This window comes from Paenibacillus sp. P4_A7, from assembly GCF_056402455.1.
The window spans coordinates 1-3,842 of the sequence record NZ_JBFUHJ010000508.1; the positions used below are offsets into that span (position 1 = coordinate 1).

General features: G+C 48.7%; 2 protein-coding genes. Both read right to left on the minus strand.

The window, feature by feature from the left end; translation table 11 throughout:
- Nucleotides 1-66 precede the first annotated feature (66 nt).
- On the minus strand, nt 67-1,068 hold the full coding sequence (locus tag AC1DWN_RS29940) for a Gfo/Idh/MocA family protein (protein WP_477562512.1): 1,002 nt from the start codon (nt 1,066-1,068) through the stop codon (nt 67-69).
- Between the two features lie 53 nt (nt 1,069-1,121).
- Nucleotides 1,122-3,842, minus strand: a 2,721-nt coding sequence (locus AC1DWN_RS29945) for a sugar-binding protein (RefSeq protein ID WP_477562513.1), incomplete at its 5' end; no start/stop codon positions are given.

The following is a 3,842-nucleotide window of genomic DNA, read 5'->3' on the forward strand; positions in this document are numbered from 1 at the left end:
GTTCAAGCATGTGCAATCTCCTCTCCATATCGAAAAACAGATGAAGCGGAACTCCTTTAACGCAAGCTACAGTACGACTCGAATCTGCTCTTTGGCAGCCATACGAAGCGCATCGAGGACGGCCATGTTATTCATCGCATCTTCATTGGTAAACGTTAATGGCGTACCCCCAAGAAAGCTCGTTGAGACAGCTGCCATTTGCAGCTCGTATGCATTAACAGCCGGAACATACACCTGCTCGCGCTCGCCTTTACGTATGATGAAGAAATCTTGACCATCCACAGCTGGTACGAATGCCTCTGGTATATCTATTCTGCCCTTCGTGCCTGCAATTTGCATAGTGTTGCGGAATTCAGCTGTCATGCCGCATTGAAAAGAAAGTCCAATTTGTCCCGGAAACTCTAGCAGACCGGATACCATCATATCGACACCTCGATCCTCCGGCAGGTAGATGGCCATCGCTGATACAGCCTCCGGCTCTGTGCCAAGTATAAGCCTTGCACCACTTACTGTGTAGCATCCGACATCAAAAATAGCTCCTCCACCCAATGTGCTATCCATTCGAATATTGCCTTCAGCGCCAACATCGTCGATTTGGAAGGTGAAGGAGATTTGAATCCCCTTCACCTCACCAATCTCGCCATCGGATATTAACGAACGGATCATGTCATACCGTGGGTGATAGCGGTACATAAAGGCTTCGGCCAGCCTTACGCCATTGGCTTGGCATGCATCGACCATCACACTCGCTTCAGTTGCGTTCATCGCAAAAGGCTTTTCGCACAGTACATGCTTGCCTGCCTCAGCAGCCTTCACCGTCCATTCACAATGCAAATGGTTTGGGAGCGGAATGTATACGGCATCTACGTCAGGGTCAGCCAGCACTTCCTCGTAGCTTCCATATGCTTTTGCAATTCCAAATTGCTCGGCAATGGTTTGCGCCTTTTCAATCTGTCTGCTTGCGATTGCGACAACCTCTGCTTCCTTGACCGCCTGGATCGCCGGAATTACCGCATTAAGCGCAATTTGAGCACAGCCTAGAATTCCCCAACGCATTTTTGTTCGCATGGCTCCTCGCTCCTTCTCTGAATCTAATATTAATCATTCATAATCTGATGCTTTTATCTATTGCTATTGCCGTTGCCGTTTCCGTTTCCGTGGCCATTACCGKTCCCCTGTCCATTGCCATTACCATGTCCATTTCCGTTCCCATTTCCGTTTCCGTGACCCGGATCATGTCCCGAATTTCTTTTTGTTGTCACTTGAAGAGGCTCGCTTGCTTCTGAGGCTGCACCGCTTGCTCGCCGCGCTACAAGGGCTATGCTGTACGTCGTATTTTTCATTAGGCCTGTAAGGGTATAGGCTGTTAATGGAGCCTCTACGCTTGCTGCGAAGACGCCGTCCACATAAATATCGTAAAACGCGATACCATCACTCACCGGCGCTGCATCCCATGCCAATTCAATCGTTGTCTTGGAGACATCAACCGCCGTTACACCCGTTGGCGCGCTCAGAGCTTGAGCACCGACAAACTTCATTGTGGCCCATTTGGATTGATCATCTCCGGCGCCTGACCACATGATCTGGCCCCAATCTGTCGGACCATGGGTAGCCAGAACAGACATGCCAATGAACTGACCCGCTTCCGCTGTAAAAGGCACTTGTTGGAGGGCACTCCAAGGTATTGCCAGCTCCAGTACATACGATTGATCCGATATAGTGGAAATGATCGAACTTGACGTTAATTCATGCTCGATTGCTCCTTGATCACGGCCTTCACGAACGAATACTTTCGGATCGCCATCTGGACTACTCGCTGTAAATAACAACGCATAATCACCAGCTTCATATCTGGAACCAAACTTTCTTCCGTTTAGGTCGAGAAAGAGCATGGAAGCATCCGTCAAATATAGCTGCGGTCCAGATTCAGTGAACTGGAACTGAGCATCTGTGCGCTCCTCTAGTACATACAGATTCTCGCTATCCCATTTCATCTTATAATTAGCTTGTAGATCGCTTGTACTTCCCCATGCCATGCCATATTCAAGCACATCCTGCGAATTCTCGCTGATTTCAATGGACATCGCACCATCCCACTCACCTGCTGAAGCCACGCCATCCACTTCGATAGGCGCAATCACTTCTTGGGCCTCGTACGTATTCGACGGCGCTTCCCATGCGCGTGCTTCTTTATAGAAGCGATAGAAGGTATACGGATCCACAATTTCAAATTTAGCTTCCGGATTATTTGCCTTAGCTAGATTAACTGCATCAACTATTGTGGTTGGAGTATATAAAATCGTACGATAAAAAGTGAATTGCTGATTTTTGCTTAGTCGATCAGTTAATACCTGTGCCAATGCCGCCGAATCCGTAGAAATCGGGGCCATCGGAACATCGATCACCTGAAAGAATGGCGTTCCGTTAACGATTGGCTCCTCAAAGCCTGCATTATTGCCTACGCCCGCAGGCGAGAAGCGGCTGTAAAGCTCCTGTATCTCTTGATTGACGTAGCCGCTGTTACCGCTGATCAAAAAGCCGGTAATATCGAGGTCATGACGGTCATAATACTCTTGGTTGTATGCCTCCCATACATGAAGAAAATCTGGCAATCCGTCTGGACGATTTTCCTCCTGCAGCATCATTGGATTCAAATAGCCTGCACCATTGTCACCAGCTACAAAATAATCGTTCGGCGTCATTGTTTCATATAAATAGTTGAACACCTGCGGCACACGCTCTGCCAAGCCTGGAACCGGCGCCCAAGCAAGTGGAAGCTGTCCGCGCTTCGGATCATTCCATAGTACAGGGAGCGCTCCTGCCGTCCATGCGCCGGCGTCATAGTCTCCCATATAGAATGCGATATATTTCGTATCCGGGTCATACTCCTTGCCGTTATTTCCTTTGTCATTTTTTTGCACTAATGTGTCCAGCTCCACATGCTGGTACGCCGAGGCATTTGACAGGCCGATCAATCCGTAAGCATCCGCATCCTTCTKAGCATTATACTTTGAAATCTCATCCGCGTACTTCCACTCCGCCGCAACCGGCRTCAAGCGCGCCTGCGAATCAGCATGCTGAGTATACTTAATCCACCATGGTACGAACCCGCCAATTGTGATGATTTGTTCGCCAGCGAGCTCATTTTGCTTCTGCAGCAAAGAGACCAATGTCCGGAAGTCTGTGCCTAAAGGCTGGCTGCGATCATCATTCGGCAGACTAAGCTCATCCGGACTTAGATCGAAGAAGAAAGCTTTATTAGCAATGTAGTAATCTGCATTTGGAAGCAAAGAATTAAATAAATCAGGGTACACATAGGTATCGCTTAGCAGCGTCTCCGTCTGCGGTAAATCCGTCACTTCATCAGTAACAACTTCAATGGACCGAAGGAGGTTCCCGCCGTACCAAGCTACGCCGTCCCTAACCATTTGAGTATTGAATGTATATACCCCTGGTACATCAGGCGCAACAATCGTAAACGCGAAGGTATGTGTCTCGCCGGGAGCTATTGGCTGGCCTGCGCTCAAAAATACACGCTGATTGTCAGGAGCAGCAGAATAACCACCATTCAAATTCGTCCATACAAATTGATTGGCCGGCGAATTTAAAGCAGCTAAGCGGTCATTGCTCTCAAAAGTCCATGCAGTCGTACCGCTGTTTTTAACCGTTATGCTCACATCCACGCTTGTACCCGCCTGCATTCGAGCAGGAAACGCTGCCGAAACCCACTGAGCGTCGAGCGATTTGCTCGTATCGAAATTCCAAGAGATACCGTCAAGATGATAAGCCATCATCGTTGGATTTGTTCGCCCGGTATCCAGATACACAGCCTTGGCCCATAG

Excerpts from the sequence above, each read along its gene's own strand:
- AC1DWN_RS29940 (WP_477562512.1), bottom strand. The coding sequence starts at position 1,068 with ATGCGAACAAAAATGCGTTGGGGAATTCTAGGCTGTGCTCAAATTGCG.